The sequence below is a fragment of the Pedobacter sp. 22163 genome (assembly GCF_052045595.1).
Taxonomy (GTDB): Bacteria; Bacteroidota; Bacteroidia; order Sphingobacteriales; family Sphingobacteriaceae; genus Pedobacter.
Map to the genome: position 1 here is coordinate 1 of NZ_JBQEPM010000003.1, position 17,921 is coordinate 17,921.

The 17,921-nt window shown below is 40.5% G+C and carries 11 protein-coding genes; all 11 read left to right on the forward strand.

What is annotated here, in order from left to right; all coding sequences use genetic code 11:
- Window positions 1-288: 288 nt before the first annotated feature.
- A complete protein-coding gene (locus ACTJKN_RS08545) occupies window positions 289-1,584 on the forward strand; it encodes an esterase-like activity of phytase family protein (RefSeq protein WP_440824078.1) in 1,296 nt (431 codons plus the stop codon).
- A gap of 81 nt (window positions 1,585-1,665) precedes the next feature.
- Window positions 1,666-2,154 carry a LytR/AlgR family response regulator transcription factor gene (locus ACTJKN_RS08550; protein ID WP_440824080.1) on the forward strand — a complete coding sequence of 163 codons (489 nt, stop codon included), beginning with the start codon at window positions 1,666-1,668 and terminating at the stop codon, window positions 2,152-2,154.
- Entirely contained in the window at window positions 2,151-2,618 is a 468-nt protein-coding gene (locus ACTJKN_RS08555; RefSeq protein ID WP_440824081.1) for a hypothetical protein, read from the forward strand. The genes ACTJKN_RS08550 and ACTJKN_RS08555 overlap by 4 nt, the downstream gene beginning before the upstream one ends.
- Window positions 2,619-2,768: 150 nt before the next feature.
- Entirely contained in the window at window positions 2,769-4,544 is a 1,776-nt protein-coding gene (locus ACTJKN_RS08560) for an aminopeptidase P family protein (RefSeq protein ID WP_440824083.1), read from the forward strand.
- Between the two features lie 729 nt (window positions 4,545-5,273).
- Window positions 5,274-8,039 carry a DUF5695 domain-containing protein gene (locus ACTJKN_RS08565; protein WP_440824085.1) on the forward strand — a complete coding sequence of 922 codons (2,766 nt, stop codon included), beginning with the start codon at window positions 5,274-5,276 and terminating at the stop codon, window positions 8,037-8,039.
- Window positions 8,040-8,823: 784 nt separating this feature from the next.
- On the forward strand, window positions 8,824-10,221 hold the full coding sequence (locus ACTJKN_RS08570) for an aminopeptidase P family protein (protein WP_440824086.1): 1,398 nt from the start codon (window positions 8,824-8,826) through the stop codon (window positions 10,219-10,221).
- 300 nt (window positions 10,222-10,521) lie between these two features.
- Window positions 10,522-12,192 carry a M1 family metallopeptidase gene (locus ACTJKN_RS08575; protein ID WP_440824088.1) on the forward strand — a complete coding sequence of 557 codons (1,671 nt, stop codon included), beginning with the start codon at window positions 10,522-10,524 and terminating at the stop codon, window positions 12,190-12,192.
- A 331-nt stretch (window positions 12,193-12,523) separates the two neighbouring features.
- Window positions 12,524-13,441, forward strand: coding sequence for a dihydrodipicolinate synthase family protein (locus ACTJKN_RS08580; RefSeq protein WP_440824090.1), 918 nt, complete (start codon window positions 12,524-12,526; stop codon window positions 13,439-13,441).
- Window positions 13,442-13,455: 14 nt separating this feature from the next.
- Complete coding sequence (locus tag ACTJKN_RS08585) at window positions 13,456-15,042, forward strand: aldehyde dehydrogenase (NADP(+)) (protein WP_440824092.1); 1,587 nt, start codon at window positions 13,456-13,458, stop codon at window positions 15,040-15,042.
- Window positions 15,035-16,036: a 4-hydroxyproline epimerase gene (locus ACTJKN_RS08590; RefSeq protein ID WP_440824094.1), complete on the forward strand. Its 1,002-nt coding sequence runs from the start codon at window positions 15,035-15,037 to the stop codon at window positions 16,034-16,036. The genes ACTJKN_RS08585 and ACTJKN_RS08590 overlap by 8 nt, the downstream gene beginning before the upstream one ends.
- 40 nt (window positions 16,037-16,076) lie before the next feature.
- Complete coding sequence (locus ACTJKN_RS08595) at window positions 16,077-17,318, forward strand: NAD(P)/FAD-dependent oxidoreductase (protein WP_440824096.1); 1,242 nt, start codon at window positions 16,077-16,079, stop codon at window positions 17,316-17,318.
- Window positions 17,319-17,921 lie beyond the last annotated feature (603 nt).

A 17,921-nucleotide genomic window follows, 5' to 3' on the forward strand; every position in this document is an offset into this window, starting at 1 on the left:
TAAAAACCTTGACGAACTTTAATGTGCCGCTACCGTTTTAGGTAATCTGATTTATAATGTAAGCAAAGTAAATACTTGGTATCATTAAATAAAATATCAAAACAAATCTAAAGGACGACCTTTCTATAAGATTCTGCTGTTGGTAATTTTTTCAGAATGACAATCGAATTAACGCTATGCACTGCTCCTCTTAGAATGCTGAATTATTATTTGCAGCCTTAAAACTATTATTGTTATTGCCTTAACACAGGCTTCATATCTAGATCCTTGCTTTGTTCAAAAAAATAAATGAAGAAAAAATTACTCACGCTAACAGTAGCCATATCTATCGGTATGGTATCATGCAAGAAAAGCCATGAAGAAACCCCTGTAGAATTTAGTTATCCTGCCGTTGCAGAAGTTTCCGATCCTTCGGTGCTTTTCACAACTGCTGCTGGCATAAAAGTGTACAACGGAGGTTTTGGATCAGCAGTTGCCTCCGATCCCAGCTCGCCGGATGTTTTTTATATGCTAACCGATAGGGGGTCGAACGTGGCCGGACAGCTCGCAAACTCCATCATCATCGGAAAACCGGATTTTGATCCACAGATCGGAAAATTCAGATTGAAAGATGGTAAATTGGTGCTCGAACAAACCATCGAACTTAAAAATGCATCCGGTAACAAATTAAACGGACTTCCAAATCCTGCGGGAATGGGGGCTTCTGGTGAAACCGCTTATGACTTAAACGGACAAATAATTGCTCCAAGTGCCGATGGAATCGACTCAGAAGGCTTGGTAAGAGCAGCTGACGGGTCATTTTGGATCAGTGACGAATATGGTCCACATATTGCACACTTCGATGCCTCAGGTAAAACAATAGAGCGCATTAACCCATTTGGAACAGGAACAGGTGGGCGTACTATTCCAGCTGTATTTGCCAATAGAAGAGCAAACCGCGGCATGGAAGGTTTGGCCATTACCCCAGATGGAAAAACGCTGGTAGGCATAATGCAGTCGCCAATGTACAACCCGTCTAAAGCTGCAGTTGCCAATTCGGTGGTATTAAGAATTTTGACTTTTGATATCGCAAGCGGAGCAACCAAGCAATACGCTTACCTGATGGATAACACTACTTTAACAGGCGTGAGTGATATTGTTGCCGTTAACAGCACTACTTTCCTAACCATCGAGCGTGATGGATTGTATGGCGGCGCAGCAAGCAACCCGGCAACATTTAAAAAAGTTTTTAAGATAGACCTGAGTGGTGCTACTGATATTTCTGATTCCGGCAATGGTGCAACAGGCAAACTTTATGGCGGCAAAACCGTAGAGGAACTGAACAATGCAGCAGGTTTAAGCACAGCGGGAATTACCCCGGTAAGCAAAACCGTTGTTTTAGACCTGTTGAAAGATCTACCTTCCATTTATCCGCACGATAAAGCAGAAGGTTTAGCCTTACTGCCTGGTAATATCCTCGTAATTTCTAATGACGATGATTTTGGTGTGGTGGATAATGGTGCAAGTGGCTTTGCACAAAAAATACTGCCTTTAACAAATTCGGTCGATAGAAACCGTTTATACTTTGTTAAAATTAAACTTTAAAGCAATTAGCCGTGTGTCAATTGACTCATGGCTAATTTATATCATGAAATAAAGTGCAAGTTGATATATTGTCTCATTAATATGCCCATTACTACCGTACTTTTACCCTTTTTATGCCTGGCTATAGGAATTGAGGTGTACATTGTTAAGCTTTGTACAGCCTATCTTAATTTGCCTATGTATTACAGCTGTGCAATTGTTGATGATGAACAGCACGCGATTGACGTACTCCACGATTATATTGAAGGTATCCGTTTTCTAAAACTGTTCAGCGCCTTTAATAATCCCTTTGATGCCTTAAAAACAATTAGCGCGGGAGATAAAATTGATTTTCTTTTTTTAGATATAGATATGGATGGAATGAAGGGAACTGAATTATCTCAGCATCTCCGCTCAAAAGCCAGATTTGTGATCTACGCATCCGCCCACCTCGAAAATGAGGTAAGAAATATAGACTCTAGCTTTGAATGTTATCTTGGCAAACCGATCTCAATGAAACGTTTTGCTGGTACCATTGATAAACTGATACGACTTAATAATCTGCCGATAAAAAATGAAAATAGCTTATGATCGAACTTAATTACCTTTTTGAACAGGAATTTTTAGAAGATGTATCCTATCAGTTAATGCGGTCAGGCATGGAAGATCCATGGTTGGTGCTGTCTGGATGTAAAGTGTTGGGTATTATTGATGAAGTTGAAGGAGTCTGGACCCAGATTGTAGGTGCGGATATTCCGACAAACGCAGTTGAAGGGATGGGGGATTTGATTAACACACAACAGTTTAGCTGGTTGCCTAACCTGATTAAAAAACAGTGGCCAAAGTATGTGCTTGATGTGGTCGTAGAAAATGTAGAGCGTTATGAAATAATTTGCCATAAAGAGGCCTGTCCCAAACGTTTTAAACAACGTTTTACATTAGGTATCCATGCGCTGGCACAGAGAGAATCTGCGCTTGTTTTTAAAGTACGGTGCTTTCAGAAATCAGATTGTTATGAGGTGCTCAAAGCGCCTGCAATTGATCGGTACGTTTAATATTTGTCCTGAATATTTTTAAAAGTAAACACAGGTTCTAATGCAACCGAAATCTGCTGTGTTTTCAAAATTTACATTAATTGTTGTTTGTTTTGAGTGCTGATGTGAATGTAATATTTAAATTTGGCCCTACAAAAACTCTTCCTCAACATGACCTTTGTAGAAAAATTGCAGGCCTTACGCCAGTTAATGGCTGCTCAAAAAGTAGATGCTTATATTATAACTGCGGCAGATCCTCACATCAGTGAGTATTTACCAGCACATTATAAAGCTATTCCTTTTGCTTGTGGATTTACAGGGTCGGCTGGCACGTTGGTCATTACTCAGGATTTTGCTGGTTTGTGGACTGATTCGCGATATTTTACACAGGCAGTAACACAATTAAACGATACTGGTTACGAATTGGTAAAGTTGAAAATACCACATACGCCCGAATACATCGATTGGTTACTCCAGGTTTTGCCAAAAGGTGCAAAAGTAGGTTTTAACCACCAGCTTATTACGGTAGGTTTAGCCCTCGGGATGCAAAACAGTTTGACCCTGTGTGGAATTGAGATAACCGACGTTGATTTTATCAGCTCGATTTGGATCGATAGGGTAGGATTGCCAGAAGAAAATGCCTTTTTAATTGGCGAAGAAGCTGCGGGTCTTACCATTTCGGCTAAAATAAACAAGGTTAGAGCGGCTTTAAAAATAAAAGGGGCAGATTATCATTTTATTTCATCGCTTGATGACATTGCCTGGCTTTTTAACCTAAGGGGAAAAGATGTAGATTATAATCCTGTAACTTTAAGTTTTGCTTTAATTGCTCCTGCAGCGGTAAAACTCTTTATCGACAAACAAAAATTGTCGCAAACAGATATCGATACTTTAAATCAGCAGGGTGTAACTTTGCATCCCTATGGTGAGGTGGCTGAGGCATTAAAAAATCTACCAGAAGACACGCAGGTTTTTATTGACCCTAAGCGTACTTGTTTTGGCTTGTACCAGTGCTTGCCTTCTAGTACCAAAATTGTTTCAGGCATTAATCCAAGTACACATCTAAAAAGTTTAAAGAATAATACCGAGATTAACCACATTCGTAAAGCAATGCTAAATGATGGGGTGGCTTTAACCAGGTTCTTCAAATGGATGGAAGATCATTTAGGGAAAGAAAAGATTACAGAGTGGTCTGCAGCAGAGAAACTGGCCGGGTTTAGGGCAGAACAAACATCTTTCGTAGGTTTAAGTTTTAATACCATAGCTGGTTACAATGCCAACGGGGCTTTGCCGCATTATAGTGTAACAGAAGAAAGCAATCAGGAGATTTTAGCCGATGGTTTGTTTCTAGTCGATTCGGGAGGCCAGTATTTGTATGGTACAACCGATATTACAAGGGTAATGCCTATTGGTAATTGCTCATCAACCCAGGCCGATGATTATACCTTGGTGCTAAAAGGCCTGATTGAAGGTTCTAAACTGATTTTTCCAGAAGGTACCAAAGGTTATCAGATCGATTCCATCTGTAGAAAACCACTCTGGGAACATGCCATAAATTTTGGTCATGGAACGGGCCACGGTATTGGCTTTTTTCTAAATGTACACGAAGGACCTCAGAACATTAGTCCAGCCAATGTAGATGTTGCCTTTAAGCCTGGAATGGTAACCTCCATTGAACCTGGAATTTATCGGCCAGGAAAGCATGGTGTACGCATCGAAAACCTTGTTTTATGTATTTCTCAAGGAAAGAGTGAATTTGGCGATTTTCTCACTTTCGAAACCTTAACCTTATGTTTTATCGATACCGTAATTATCAATAAAACACTTTTGGCACCAGATCAAATCGAGTGGTTAAATCAATATAATCAAATGGTGTTTGAGAAGCTTCAGCCCCTTTTATCTGATGAAGAAGCTGAATGGTTGAAAGTGAAATGTCAGCCTGTTTAATAACTTTCTCAGGATTTCGTCATTGCGAGAAGGCTTTTTCAGCCGACGAAGCAATCTTTATAGCAGGGATCACTAGCATGAAAGATTGCTTCGTCGTTCCTCCTCGCAATGACGATCAATTTATTGAATGTACCATTAATCTTAGAGTTTGAAGATAGTAGCCCTCATTTCTATCGGGGATGCCGGTACAATCGCGTTTAGGCACCTAATGTAGTGCTAATGGGTTAGGTTTCCCCTCATGTGTTATTAATCTGCGTGCTTTGCGTAATCTGCGGGAAATAAATAGGTGGGGCTTCAACATAATAGTTGTCAGTCTGAGCTTGTCGGAGACCTTGTGCTATATTAGTAAAATAATCGCTTAAATGATCTTATATCTCTTATATGGCTATAATTTGATATAGGAAAGCAATTCCTGCATTTCAGTCCACGTCAGTCGCGCTTTCCGCTGTAGCCCTCATTTCATTCGGGGCTGCCGCTGCAATCACGTTTAGTTACCTAATGTAGTGTTAATGGGTTGGGTTTCCCCTCATGTGTTAACAATCTGCGTGCTTTTCGTAATCTGCGGGAACCTATTTTGTTCAGCATGCTTCCCGCCATCCGCTTCCCGCCCGACTCCCCATAAATACACCAATTCTTTACCGATTTTGCGCTATTTTTAAGTTCGGTGCCTGCTTTATCTTTTAAATTTTAATTTTGATTTAACCATATTCCTAAATTTCCTTTGTCATCATGATTATCAAACTAAAAAAGAAGAGAGTCTTATTCATAATAACTTTTAAAGCAATATTTTGCTGTGTTTTATCTTTTCTAAATATTGAGGTAGTTCTGGCCCAATCGCCTTGGATTGCTTTAGGCAAAAAGCCATCTACGTTGGGCCTGGAAAATGGATTTTCGACTTACAATGCCGGAGCATTCAATCTAAAGCTTGTCAAGTCATCGCAAACAGTAGCGGGCCTACAGCCTAAAATGGTAAAAGATTTCGATTTTGTACCCAGCGACAGCTTAAAAGTGCGTAGTTCTAATGGTTTATATCACCTGGGCGATATTAACCTGAAGTTACGTTATGTTGGCGAAGAAGCCTGGAAAAGCTACAGCACGGCCGCAAAAAGAAGCCCGGTGAAAAATATTGCTATGGGTAAAAACGTACTCGCTGCTGCCGATCTTGCTGCAACACTTCCGGCTGATATCCCGCTGCAGGTTAAACGGATCTGGGAAATGCTTAATGGAAAGCTTGTACTCCGCTTCGAACTAAAAAACAAGAGCAATAAAAACGTAGAAATCGGGGCTCTGGGTATTCCAATGATTTTCGACAATATTCTCGAAGGCAGAACATTGGAGCAAACCCATGCGAAAAATGTTTTTTACGATCCATACATCGGAAAAGATGCCGGTTACCTTCAGGTTACCAGATTAAGTGGTCATGCACCTTCTTTGCTTGTTACGCCGTTGGGGCATACACCATTTGAGGCTTACAACCCGCTTAATGACGACCGGACACCAAGAGGAATAGCTTTTGAAGGTTTTTACGAATGGATGGTTTATAGTAAAGCCTATGCCGAAAATGAATGGAAAAATGCCGAGCAGTGGAACACACCAACTTCAACCTCTTTAAAGCCAGGCGAAAGCCGAAGTTATGCCCTTCAGTTTATTCTTTCTGGAGCAGCAAAAGATACCGAAAGCAAACTGATCGAAAATAAACGGCCAGTAGCGATCTCAGTTCCGGGTTATGTTCTGCCTAAAAATGTGGAAGGGAAATTATTTATTAACTACCCTAAAAAGATTAAAGCTATTCAGGTTCAACCTGAAAATGCCTTAAAGGTAAGTGCATTAGGCTCGACCAAAAATGGCTGGAAAAGTTATACTGTAAAGGGAAATAGCTGGGGAAGAGCAAGATTGTCTATCACCTATGAGGATGGCTTAGAGCAAAGTATAAATTATAAGGTAATTGAAGCCGAAAGTGATGTGATTGCTAGTTATGGCAATTTTTTAACAACCAGGCAATGGTTTAATCAACCCGATCCTATTTTTAAAAGAAGTCCTTCAGCTATTACGTACGATAATGAAAAGCAACAGCAGGTAACGCAAGACAATAGGGCATGGATTGCGGGTTTAAGCGATGAAGGTGGTGCAGGTTCATGGTTAGGGGCAATAATGAAACAATTGGTACAACCCAAAAAGGAAGAGGTTGATAAACTCAAACAATTTGTAGATAGTGTAATGTTTGGAAGGATACAGCTTAAAAACGGTCCTCAGAAATATGGTGTAAAAAAGAGCTTGTTCTACTATGCGCCAGATTCGCTCCCTAAAGATACTTATGCTGCAAATATCAATTTTAAAACATGGTCTGCGTGGCCAAAAAAAGAAGCTGATAACCTGGGCCGGTCTTATAACTATCCGCATGTTGCAGCAGCCCATTGGGTAATGTATCGGTTGGCCCGTAATTATAGTGGCCTGGTGGAGGAGCAGAGCTGGAAACAACACCTTATCGATGCTGCTGAAACAGGCATGGCGATGGTTAATATTGCGCCTTATTACGCTCAGTTCGGTCAAATGGAAGGCACAGTTTTCTATCTCATCCTAAACGACCTCAAAAACGAAGGACTAACAGGTGAAGCAACCAGGTTAGAAAATGAAATGAAGAAAAGAGCCAACCACTGGCGTTCGCTACAATATCCCTTTGGTAGTGAAATGCCTTGGGACTCTACAGGTCAAGAAGAAGTTTATGTATGGTCGAGCTATTTTGGCTATCAGGATAAAGCAAGTGTAACGCTTGATGCTATATTAGCCTATATGCCTGTGGTGCCGCATTGGGCCTACAATGGTAATGCCCGTCGGTACTGGGATTTTCTTTATGGAGGCAAACTTTCGCGTATCGAAAGGATGATCCATCATTACGGTTCAGCACTCAATGCTATTCCTGTATTAATGGATTACCGTAAAAATCCCGGCGATTTCTATCTTTTGCGTGCTGGTTACGGTGGGTTATTGGGTTCAATTTCCAATATCACTCAGGAAGGTTTTGCACCTGCAGCATTTCATGCTTATCCTTCAACCTTAAAGAATGATGGCATTACCGGCGATTACGGATCTGGATTTTTTGGCTATGCGGTTAATACTTCATCGTATATCTTACAGCATCCTGAGTTTGGTTGGTTGGCTTTCGGTGGCAATCTGAACAAAACAGGTAATAACATCAATGTTAAATTAACTACGGCAGCAAAATCATCAGTTTACATTGCTTCTGTAGGGCTTTGGATCAGCCTTGATGCGGGTACCATTGATGAGGTAAATTATAATACCGTAAATGGCGAAATTCGCTTAAAACTGAGCGAAGCAAATGAATATACACCTAATGCCATCTTGAGGTTGTTACAGCCTGCAAAAATTAATGGCGTAGGTTCTTATGCTGTAAAAGGCAGTGTCGTTAAGAAGAGGGGAGGATACGAGTTTCCACTTTCAAAAGCGCATACCACTGAAATCATTCTTCAAAGATAATATCAATTCATCTACTGTCTCCGCCCCGTAAAGTAAAATTTATGGGGCTTTTTTGTTATTGTTTCATATTGATAATCAATTAAATAGAAGTCTTATCAATATTGTAAATAGATATAAGATATTTATATGATTTGTATTTCAGATTATTAAAGTTAAATATTGAATTAATTGGCGTGTTTTATAGATGGAAAATCATTGATTTTGTTTTGATTTATAGCTGAATAATTACTTCATATTAATTAGTTCAAAGTTTTGTACCTCAAAAAAATATATAATTTAATAATAATATAGTCCATTAAAATTGTTTAGATGAACTTCGCTGTCACAAATTTATTCCTCTGGAATAACGAGGATGGTGTGAGAAAGGCGATTTTTTATGAAATAAATTAAGCTTGTCATTGATAGATCCCTATAGAAAGTCGTCATTGCTGAGGTACGAAGCAATCTTACAACGATCGCTAACTGCGTGCGCATTAAGATTGCTTCGTCGGCTGAAAAAGCCTTCTGGCAATGACGATTCCTCACAGCTATCACTGCAATAAAAACACGCCGTGCCATCTATATCTCTGTAGCTAAAAATTGTTACTGCTATTATAAACTTTCATTAATCACCCCTACTTTGTGCAGATTTTACCCTTATTTTTCGCTAACCTGAAATTTATTGTGATTTTTGTGCCATAACCATAGCTTATAATTTGCAGATACCTCCCATATTTTAGCCATTCATTTCAATTCTGATGTAATGAATATAGCTTTTTTGGATATTTGCCTAACAATTGATAATATGTTTGAAAAGAAAGTTTACCTCCAAAGAAGAGCAGCATTAAAATCAAAGATAAATTCGGGAATATTACTCTTTTTGGGTAATGAAGAAAGTCCGATGAATTATAAAGATAATACCTACCATTTTAGGCAGGATAGTACCTTTTTATACTATTTTGGGATAAGTGAGCCATCGTTGGGCGCTATCATCGACCTTGATGAAGATCAGGTAATCCTTTTCGGTGATGAAATGGGAATTGACGATATCGTATGGATGGGCAGGCAGAAAACATTGGAAGAAAAAAGTTTGGATGCCGGCTTGACCAAAGTTCTGCCTCTAGCGCAACTGGATACTTATCTTAAACAATATCAAGACAAAAAGCGAAAGGTTCATTTCTTACCCCCTTACCGCTCAGAGAATAAGATTAAATTGTCCAGCTGGCTTAATTTGCCTGTCGATCAGCTTAAAGAAAAAGCATCGCTTAGCTTTATTAAAGCCGTTGTGGCACAACGATCGATTAAATCGGTCGAAGAAATTGAAGAGTTAGACCGTGCAGCAGCAATATCGGCCGATATTCATTTAATGGTTATGCAACAGGCAAAACCGGGCATGTACGAACGCGAACTTGCCGCAAAAATTCAAGGTGCCGCATTGGCTTCGGGCGGTAATCTGGCTTATCCGGTTATTTTAACTGTTCGTGGCGAAATTTTGCATAACCATTATCATGGTAATCAGCTTCAAGACGGACAACTGGTTTTGAATGACTCTGGTGTAGAAACAACTCTAGGTTATGCGGGCGATCTTACGCGTACTTTTCCGGTAGGCAAAAAGTTTAGTGCGGAGCAAAAAGATGTGTATGATATTGTACTGAATGCTTACACACATGGCAAAAATATGTTGGCGCCGGGTGTAAGGTATTTAGATGTGCATTTGGCTTCGTGTAAAATGCTGGTGCAGGGCTTAAAAGATATTGGCCTGATGAAAGGTAATATCGACGATGCAGTGCATGCTGGTGCGCATGCGATGTTCTTTCAATGTGGAACAGGGCATATGATGGGCTTAGATGTGCACGATATGGAAGATTTAGGCGAGCAATATGTAGGTTATACCGATGAACTGACTAAAAATACCACTCAGTTTGGATTGAAATCGTTAAGGTTGGGCAAAGCGCTCGAGGCGGGATATGTGTTAACGGTAGAGCCAGGTGTTTATATTATTCCCGAACTTATAGACCGTTGGAAAGCCGCCAACCAGTTTGCCGAATTTATTAATTACGATAAATTGGAGCAGTTCAGAAACTTTAGTGGCATTAGGGTTGAAGACGATTTTCTGGTTACCGAAAACGGAAGCCGGATGTTGGGTAAACATTTGGCCTTAACCACAGATGAAATAGAAGCGATTAGAAGTGAAGCTTATTAGCAAGGACGGTTATTTGGAATAATTTCTGTATTTTTTTTGGAGCGCAGGGCTTTCCGGTTTTTTAAAGGATAGTCCTGCCATCCGCTTTATCCCGATGAAAAAATCGGGATGCCCGCTCCTGTCAGGGCTAGAAAACTAGGATAGAAGCACAGAACCAGAGTTAAATAAACCTGATAGAACGGATGCTCCCGATCCTTTATCGGAGCAGGAGGGATAGCAGGACTGAACGAACCGATAAGTACTGCAATTGCTTTTCAAATTAATAATACGCTATTACAACATGATAACCAGCAAAAACATATGAAAAAATTAACCTTCCTAACCGCACTTTTCTTAACGTTTAGTGCCATGCTTTTTGCACAGTCACCCAAAAAGGTTTACACTTTGGCCGATACCCTAAGGGGAAGCTTAAATACCGAACGTACCTGGTGGGATGTGCAGCGTTACGAACTTTCTGTTAAGCCCGATTATAATGATAAAAGTATAGCAGGCTCGAATAAAATCGTATACAAAGTAGTGCAGCAAAATAATGGTAGTACGCGCATGCAGATCGATTTGCAGGAGCCGTTAATTATTGATAGTGTGCTGTACAACGGAGGTTCAAAGGTGAAATTCGAACATGTTGGCAGTGTTTGGTATGTGCATGTCCCGGCACAAAAAATATCAGCACAGAATAACGTACATATTTTTTACCACGGAAAGGTTCACCAGGCCAAAAGAGCACCCTGGGATGGTGGTTTTATCTTCACTACCGATTCGCTTTCGCGCCCATGGATGACGGTTGCCTGCCAGGGCTTAGGCGCTTCAGTTTGGTATCCGAATAAAGATCATCAAAGCGACGAGCCTGATCTGGGCGCTTCTTTAACGATGACGGTTCCCGATACTTTGGTAGCGGTAGGGAATGGGCGACTGGTATTCAAGAAGGATAACCACGATGGTACCACAACTTATCAGTACAATGTTAAAAATCCGATCAGTAATTATTGCATTATTCCTTACATAGGCAAATACGTAAATTTTAAGGAGAAATATGCAGGCGAAAAAGGTGCATTAGATGTGAATTATTGGGTACTTGATTACAATTATCCAAAAGCGAAAACTTATATGCCCGATCAGGTGCATAAAATGATGAAGAGCCTGGAGCATTGGTTTGGGCCATATCCTTTTTACGAAGATGGTTACCAGCTGATAGATGCTTCACATACCGGAATGGAACACCAATCGGCAGTATCTTATGGCAATGGTTATAAGTTTGGCTATAGAGGTAGAGACATGTCGGGCGATGGTTGGGGCTTGAAGTGGGATTTTATTATTATCCACGAAAGTGGTCACGAATGGTTCGGCAACAACATTACCACCAACGATCTGGCTGATATGTGGGTGCACGAAGGATTTACCAATTATAGCGAAACCCTTTTTGTAGATTACATTTTTGGCAATAAAGCGGGTAACGAATACAATTTTGGAATTAGAAAAGGTATCCGGAATGATAGTCCTATTATTCCCCCATATGGTGTAAATGCACAGGGCAGCGGCGATATGTATCCAAAAGGAGGAAACATGTTACACGCCATCAGGCATAGTTTAAATAACGACGAGCTTTTTAGATCGATATTGCGCGGGCTCAACCAAACCTTTTACCATAAAACAGTAACCACCGCTCAGATCGAAAATTATGTTTCTAAAAAGGCAGGTTACAATTTTTCAAAAGTTTTTGATCAGTACCTGCGCACGGTGCAAGTTCCTACATTCGAATATTACCTTAAAGGTGGTAAAGCTTTTTACCGTTACAGCAATTGCGTTAAAGGTTTCAATCTGCCTTTAAGCCTGAAAAAAGAAGGGATCAAAACGCTTAAAATTATTCCTTCGCAAAACTGGCAACAGGTTGCATTGGCTAAAGGTCAGGATGCGCTTTTTACAAAATCGGGTATCGAATTTATGTACTACCTGCAGGTGAAAAACACAAAGTAATTCATTGGAAGTGCTGTTGGATGTTGCCATCCGACAGGTTTTATCAAAGGTATTCTTTTTCGTAAGGATGCCTTTTTTGTTATATCTCATTTCTCCTACAAGAGCCTTAGCTTTTCCAAATCAATTCTGTCTGATTCAAATGGCGTATTTATAGCCAATATCGGTTAAAATCCAACAATATTACTGTTTAGCAATCACCTAACTTTGAATGTCGTTTAACGGATTTATTACCGATATTTAATTAAATGATAGTTTGCCCATTACCCGGCTTTTGAGTTAAACGGGCTGGATTAATTTTTTGAATCATAATTATTAAAAACATAATATTACAATGAGTATCAAATGGACTGGGGTTTTCCCTGCTGTAACTACAAAATTTACAGCAAACGATGAGTTAGATTTTCCGGCTTTCGATTTAAATATCGAAGCGCAATTAGAAGCAGGTGCTGAAGGGATTATTTTAGGCGGATCGCTTGGCGAAGCCAGTGTACTAACCGATGAAGAGAAGTTCGGTCTGTTATCGCATACCTTAACTGTGGTAAATGGCCGTGTACCAGTTTTATTGAACATTGCAGAGTCGACTACAAAAAAAGCAATCGAAGTAGCTAAAAAAGCCGAATCACTTGGCGCACAAGGTTTAATGTTGTTGCCGCCAATGCGCTATAATGCTGCTCCAGACGAAACTTTGGCTTTTTTTGGTGCCATTGCTGAAAGCACAAGCCTACCGATCATGATTTATAACAATCCTGTTGATTATAAAATCGAAGTAACCTTAGATATGTTTGAGGTTTTGACTAAATACGATAACATTCAGGCAATCAAAGAATCAACAAGAGATGTATCGAATGTAACCCGATTGATCAACCGCTTTGGCGACCGTTTCAAAATTTTCACCGGAGTAGATCCATTGGCGATGGAAAGTATTGTGATGGGTGCACATGGATGGGTTGCAGGTTTAGTAGATGCTTTCCCTAGAGAAACAGTTGCCATTTTCAGACTGGTTAAAGAAAACCGCATTGCTGAGGCGCTAACCATTTACCGTTGGTTTTTACCTGTACTTGAACTGGATATTCATGCGAAATTGGTACAGTACATTAAACTGGCTGAGGTAGCAACAGGATTAGGAACAGAAGCTGTTCGTGCACCGCGTTTACCAATAACTGGCGCAGAGAGAGAAAAAGTATTGAAAATTATTAACGATGCATTAGCTGTTCGTCCGGAACTACCTGCAGGTAGCTGGGGAAAATAGTTTAAAAACCAAATATGAACGGAAAAAATATTGTAGCAAGCACCTATATAGAAGTTAATGAAAAAAGCCTTAAAGCTGTTAATCCCGCAACGGGATTAACGCTTGATGGCGAATTTTTTAAAGCGAACGATAGTCTGGTTAATGATGCCTTAACGTCGGCAACATCGGCTTTCCAAAGCTATAGAAGCCTAAATAAAGATCTTAAAGCCGCTTTTTTAAATGCCATTGCCGATGAAATCGCTAATCTTGGCGGGGAGTTGGTAGAAAGGGCTTCAGCAGAAAGCGGCTTGCCTTTAGGTCGTTTACAGGGCGAACTGGGCAGAACAACAGGTCAGTTAAGGTTATTTGCAAATCTGGTTGCCGAAGGCTCCTGGGTTGATGCAATTATCGATACTGCACTGCCTGAAAGACAACCTTTGCCAAGGCCTGATATCAGACGAATGCTTATCCCAATCGGCCCGGTAGTAGTTTTCGGTGCAAGTAATTTTCCGCTTGCTTTTTCAGTTGCAGGTGGCGATACGGCATCAGCATTGGCTTCCGGTTGCCCTGTAATAGTTAAAGCACATCCTGCACATTACGGAACCAGTGCAATGGTAGGTGGCGCCATCATTAAAGCTGCCGAAAAAACGGGAATGCCTAAAGGTGTTTTCTCTTTGTTGTATGATGATGGTTATACCATTGGAGCTGGCTTGGTTCAGCATCCATTAACTAAAGCAGTAACATTTACGGGTTCGTTTAAAGGAGGAATGGCCCTGATTAATCTTGCACAACAGCGTGAACAACCTATTCCGGTTTTTGCCGAAATGGGAAGTATTAATCCGGTAATCTTTCTTCCAAAGGCCATAGAAAACCAGGCAGAAGACCTGGCTAAAAAATATGCTGCATCAATTACTTTGGGCGCTGGTCAGTTTTGTACCAACCCGGGTTTATTGTTAGCGGTTCAATCGCTGGCACTCGAAAATTTTAAAGCCGTTTTAAAAGAGGCAATTTCAACCGTCCCATCTGCAACTATGCTTACCGAAGGTATTGCCAATAATTATGGTAAACTTTCTGTTGAGGTCGTAAATGAAGGTGGTGTTGCGCTTTTATCGGCATCAACATTAAAAAATAGTGAACTTCAAAACCAATCAGAGGCGAAAATTGCTCAGGTAAGTGCTGCCGATTTTATCAAAAATCCAAAACTTCGTGAAGAAATTTTCGGCCCATATTCACTGTTGGTTGTTGCTCAGGATATTGCTGAACTCGAAAAAGCCATTGACGTGTTGGAAGGACAACTTACCGTAACCCTAATGGCTGAAAAACAAGAACTTCAGCATTATCAAACTTTGGTAAATAAGCTCACTGATAAAACAGGAAGGATTATTTTAAACGGTGTGCCTACAGGTGTAGAAGTTTGTGCAGCCATGCAACATGGCGGACCGTTTCCTGCCACTAACGATAGCCGTTTTACTTCAGTAGGTTCAACTGCAATCAACCGTTTTGCAAGGCCATTGGCTTATCAGGATTGGGAGCAGGAATTGTTGCCAGATGAATTGAAAGACGGGAATCCTTTAGGTATTTTCAGAACGGTTAACCAGATATTAACGAAATCTCATGAGTAAAACCTTTTTTTGTGTAGATGCACATACTTGCGGAAATCCGGTTAGGTTAGTTGCAGGCGGCGGCCCTCAGCTTATTGGCTCAAACATGAGCGAAAAGCGTCAGCATTTTTTGAAAGAATTCGATTGGATCAGAACAGGTTTAATGTTCGAACCACGCGGTCACGACATGATGTCGGGCAGTATTCTTTATCCGCCTCACGATCCAGCCAATGATGTAGCTGTGCTTTTTATCGAAACCAGTGGCTGCCTTCCAATGTGCGGCCATGGTACTATCGGTACCATTACCATTGCTATAGAGGAAGGATTGATTCAACCCAAAATACCAGGCGTGATTAGAATGGAAGCCCCGGCCGGATTAGTCTTAATTGAATATAAGCAGGAGGGTAAAAAGGTTAAATCGGTTAAGCTGAAAAATGTAGCTTCTTACCTGGCTGCAGAAAATTTAGAAGTAGAATGCCCGGATTTAGGTAGGCTTACTTTTGATGTAGCTTATGGTGGTAACTTTTATGCCATTGTAGACCCGCAGGAAAATTTTCCGGGACTGGAAAACTACACCGCTTCACAACTGATTACCTGGAGCCAGACCATTAGAAAACGCATCAACGAACAATATACTTTTGTACATCCTTTAGATCCAACGATAAATGGCTGTAGCCATGTGTTGTGGACAGGTAAAACAATCGACCCTACATCAACCGCCAGGAATGCAGTTTTTTATGGCGATAAAGCCATTGATCGGTCGCCGTGTGGAACAGGTACCTCAGCCCGCTTGGCACAGTGGTTTGCTAAAGGAAAATTAAAACAAGGAGAAGATTTTATCCACGAAAGTTTTATTGGTAGCAAGTTTATAGGAAGAGTAGAGGAAGTTGTAGACCTGAACGGAATTAAAGCCATTATACCAAGTGTAGAAGGCTGGGCAAAAATTTATGGCTACAATACCATTAAAATAGATGCAGAAGATGATCCATATGCATATGGATTTCAGGTAATTTAGTGAGTTTTTAAAAAGAATATCAGCAGTATAAATTAAAAGAATGTCGAGAGTATTAATTATAGGTGGTGGAATAGTAGGTTTAACTTCAGCGTATTATCTGCAGAAAAAAGGCTACGAAGTAACAGTTTTAGATAAAGGAGATATTACCGACAACTGCTCTTTTGGTAATGCCGGGATGATTGTGCCAAGCCATTTTGTCCCCCTGGCTGCACCGGGTATGATAAAGCAAGGTATCCGTTGGATGTTTGACAGTAAAAGTCCGTTTTATGTTCGCCCGTCTTTAAATGGGAACCTCATTAACTGGGGTTTGAAATTTATGAAACATGCTACGGCAAAACATGTGAGCCAATCGGCAGCACCTTTACGCGATTTATCGTTGCTGAGCAAAAAACTATATGAAGGCTTGGCAAAAGAGCCTGATTTCGATTTCGAATTAACGAACAATGGTATTCTGGCATTTTATAAAACAGAAAAAGCAGGAGAAGAAGAAGCGCATTTAGCTGCAAGGGCAATTGAACTGGGTTTGGATATGGCTGTGTTAACAGCCGACGAATGCCGCGCATTACAACCCGATTTAAAATTAGACGTTTTAGGCGCTGTACATTATCGTTGCGATGCACACCTTTACCCTACAAAGTTGATGAATGCTTTGCTTCAGTATTTATTAAACAATGGTGTTAAGATAGAACGTGGCAGAGCGGTTGATAAAATTGAAACTGCAGGCAATCGCATTATGAAGGTTTTTACAGGCAATACCGCCTGGGAAGCCGATCAGTACGTATTGGCAACTGGTTCATGGTCGCCTGCTGTGGCTAAAATGGCCGATGTTAAAATATCTTTAATGCCAGGTAAAGGTTATTCTTTTATGGAACCAGAACCTCAGCAGCGTTTAACTATTCCGGCATTGCTATGTGAAGCCAGAGTGGCCATAACACCAATGAACGGACAGATTAGGTATGGCGGTACAATGGAGTTAGATAAAATTAACACCCGCATTAATATGCAGCGGGTTAAAGGGATAGTGGAATCGGTTCCGGCATATTTTCCAGATTTAAAGCCCGCACTTCCAGCAGAAAAAGATATCTGGTATGGCTTCCGGCCGTCATCACCTGATGGTTTGCCGTACATTGGCAGAAGCGAAAAAAGAGAAAATCTAATTATCGCTACAGGCCACGGTATGATGGGTTTAAGTTTAGGGCCGGCAACGGGTTTATTGGTTAGCCAGATTGCTTCAGGCATGGCTACTGATCTGAAAATGGAGCCATTCGCTGTAGTTCGATAATATACTAAGGATTCAGTTATTTCGAGGAATGTCATCATTGTGAAGCCAATTTTGATTAGCTGAAGCAATCTATACCTCTGGTTGGAAAGATTGCTTCGCCGTTTCCTCCTCGCAATGACGCTCGATTTTACACATCCGTTACTGGTAAATGATTTGGAACGTAATCCAACAAGCTTTAATGGCTAAGAGGTTGTATCATAAAATGTAATTTACTTCGAATTTGTCACGTTGAGCCTGTCGAAACGCCTTGTAAGACATTTGAAACGGGGCCTTAGATTAGCTATCATTTGACAGACTCCATTAGAATGGTCGTCATCTCGACCGAAGCACCGCGGAGTGGAGAGATCTTTGAACGATGTTATTGAAAAAGATTTCTCCACTGCGGTCGAAATGACGATACTTCGAGACCATTCACCTTCTTCATCCATCTGCGTATTTATATTGATTCTATACAATAAATTATTCCTCAGGATGACAATCTATATTTATGATACATACTCTTAACTTAACTCAGTTTCTTAACAATTTCCCCAAAAAACATCGAAATAGGTTAGTGCTCTAGAAATAAAGAGCATCCCAAGTTTAGTTTAATCATTTTAGATC

Coding starts and splice junctions, on each gene's coding strand:
- ACTJKN_RS08545 (WP_440824078.1), top strand. CDS start 289: ATGAAGAAAAAATTACTCACGCTAACAGTAGCCATATCTATCGGTATG.
- ACTJKN_RS08550 (WP_440824080.1), top strand. CDS start 1,666: ATGCCCATTACTACCGTACTTTTACCCTTTTTATGCCTGGCTATAGGA.
- ACTJKN_RS08555 (WP_440824081.1), top strand. CDS start 2,151: ATGATCGAACTTAATTACCTTTTTGAACAGGAATTTTTAGAAGATGTA.
- ACTJKN_RS08560 (WP_440824083.1), top strand. CDS start 2,769: ATGACCTTTGTAGAAAAATTGCAGGCCTTACGCCAGTTAATGGCTGCT.
- ACTJKN_RS08565 (WP_440824085.1), top strand. CDS start 5,274: ATGATTATCAAACTAAAAAAGAAGAGAGTCTTATTCATAATAACTTTT.
- ACTJKN_RS08570 (WP_440824086.1), top strand. CDS start 8,824: ATGTTTGAAAAGAAAGTTTACCTCCAAAGAAGAGCAGCATTAAAATCA.
- ACTJKN_RS08575 (WP_440824088.1), top strand. CDS start 10,522: ATGAAAAAATTAACCTTCCTAACCGCACTTTTCTTAACGTTTAGTGCC.
- ACTJKN_RS08580 (WP_440824090.1), top strand. CDS start 12,524: ATGAGTATCAAATGGACTGGGGTTTTCCCTGCTGTAACTACAAAATTT.
- ACTJKN_RS08585 (WP_440824092.1), top strand. CDS start 13,456: ATGAACGGAAAAAATATTGTAGCAAGCACCTATATAGAAGTTAATGAA.
- ACTJKN_RS08590 (WP_440824094.1), top strand. CDS start 15,035: ATGAGTAAAACCTTTTTTTGTGTAGATGCACATACTTGCGGAAATCCG.
- ACTJKN_RS08595 (WP_440824096.1), top strand. CDS start 16,077: ATGTCGAGAGTATTAATTATAGGTGGTGGAATAGTAGGTTTAACTTCA.